This is a genomic window from Johnsonella ignava ATCC 51276, from assembly GCF_000235445.1.
Classification (GTDB): Bacteria; Bacillota; Clostridia; order Lachnospirales; family Lachnospiraceae; genus Johnsonella; species Johnsonella ignava.
Window position 1 is genome coordinate 1 of the sequence record NZ_JH378839.1, and the last position, 2091, is coordinate 2091.

Sequence of the window (2091 nt, forward strand, 5' to 3'; positions counted from 1 at the left end):
TATAGAATTAAAGGAACTAAAGTAGAATGTAAATAATCGATGGGGGACGTTCCCTTGAAGAGGAACAAGAAGAATTAAAGGAACTAAAGTAGAATGTAAATCAATAAATATTGATCAAGAAAAAGAAAATAGTGGATTGAATTAAAGGAACTAAAGTAGAATGTAAATCAAGCCACCGAATACGTTTTTTGCTGTATTCTCTTTGAATTAAAGGAACTAAAGTAGAATGTAAATGATAATGTTGCCGACACTGCTTCAAATACAGGAAAAGGAATTAAAGGAACTAAAGTAGAATGTAAATACGACCTCATAGTGTTCAACTTCAACTTGTACTCTGAATTAAAGGAACTAAAGTAGAATGTAAATAATTTATGATTTTGTACTGGTTGTTGTGGTTGTTGTGGTAAACTATAGTTGTAACAGGAGTGACTAATAAATATAATTATAAAATAGGAGAAATTATTATGTCACAACAACATTACGAACCGGAGTTTAAGAAAAAACTTGTACGCCTTCATTTGGAAGAAGGACGTACACTACAAAGCCTTTCTGCTGAATATGGCGTTGCCAAATCAAGCATTACCATATGGTGTAGAAAATTTAGCAAAGAATGCCGGGAACAAGCCTTAACTAATCCAACTGCCCAAAATGAATTGGAGCTTATGAAAGAAAATCGCCGACTTCGAGCAGAGCTTGAAGAGGCACGAAAGGAAAATCTATTCCTAAAAAAAGCAGCGGCATTCTTTGCAAAAGAAATCGATTAGAGGCTTATCGATTCATTGATGAAAACAAGGACGAACTGGGAGTCCGCTGGCTTCTCAGACGCCTTGATATATATCCAAACGCTTATTACAACTACCTGAGGCACAGGAAGTCTTCTTATCTTGCAAAAAAACACAAGACATTAGAAACCATATCTGAGATATACCACAAAAATAATGGCGTTGTGGGATACCGAAGCATGAAGGTTTATCTTGGGCGTAAAGGTGTCATATTAAGTCGTATTACAGTTCATAAATATATGAACAAGGAATTAGGACTCATCTCTATAGTTAGGCGTAAAAAGCCGCCTTACGAGCGTGGAGAGGCACATAAGAGGTTTGATAATCTTATAAATCAGAACTTCACGGCTTCCGGAATCAATCAAAAATGGGCGACTGACTTTACATACCTATTTCTTACCGGAGGTGATGTCAGATATAATTGCACTATTATAGATCTCTACGATCGAAGTGTAGTTGCCAGCATAACAGATCGTCATATAACCATTGTTCTTGCCATCCGAACCCTGCAAAAAGCTCTGGACAGTCAGAGATTTGTCAGCACAGATATTATCCTGCATAGTGATCAGGGAAGTCAATATACATCGAAGGCTTTTACTGAATTCTGTGAGAAAAACAGCATCACACAGAGCATGAGCAAGGCAGGCTATCCATATGACAATGCACCAATGGAAAGGTATTTTAATACTCTGAAAAATGAAGAGATATATCTTCACCATTACCATGAGGAACAGGAGTTATATGATGCTGTTGAGGATTTTGCATACATAAAGTATAACCATGTACGTCCCCATGCCTATAACGGATATCGCACTCCCTTTGAGGCACGGTATGCTGTATAAAAATCAGTCGCAAGTGTTACAAAAATGCTTGACCACTACATCTTTTGCTACCGTGATATCACCTAACATAACGATTTCAGTGCCGAAAGCACCGCCTCAACAGTCTGCCGGGAAGCACCGTTGTGTATTTCCAATGTCGCAGTAGGAAGATGGATGATCACCGAGGCCTGTGTGTCGATGGCAGGTGATTGAACTTCGAGTCGCTTAAATGCGGTTAGATCCTTTGAGCCGTTAACGGCCGGAAGATTTTGACAAGCTGCCTGTCTGACTTTTCGTAGCCAGTAATAATAAGCATGATGGGTGACACCAGTCATCGACTTTCATTCCACTAGACCGGCATTCCCGAATCAGTTTTGTCCACTGCTCAAGTCGATGCTGCTTCTTGACTAAAGTAACTTGATCCATATGAGCCTCCTTCGAGTAAAGTTGAAAAACTTGAAAAACTTTAACTTGATATTAGGAGTATT

General features: G+C 38.6%; 1 protein-coding gene and 1 CRISPR repeat array. The gene reads left to right on the plus strand.

The window, feature by feature from the left end:
* Positions 1–4: 4 nt before the first annotated feature.
* Positions 5–366: a CRISPR direct-repeat array (repeat unit 30 nt; unit sequence GAATTAAAGGAACTAAAGTAGAATGTAAAT).
* A gap of 92 nt (positions 367–458) precedes the next feature.
* Positions 459–1624 (plus strand): IS3 family transposase gene (locus HMPREF9333_RS10510; RefSeq protein WP_156797338.1). Its coding sequence is split into 2 segments (ribosomal slippage): positions 459–723 and positions 723–1624, totalling 1167 coding nucleotides; the frame shifts between segments, so codons are not numbered across the junction.
* The last annotated feature ends 467 nt before the right edge of the window (positions 1625–2091 follow it).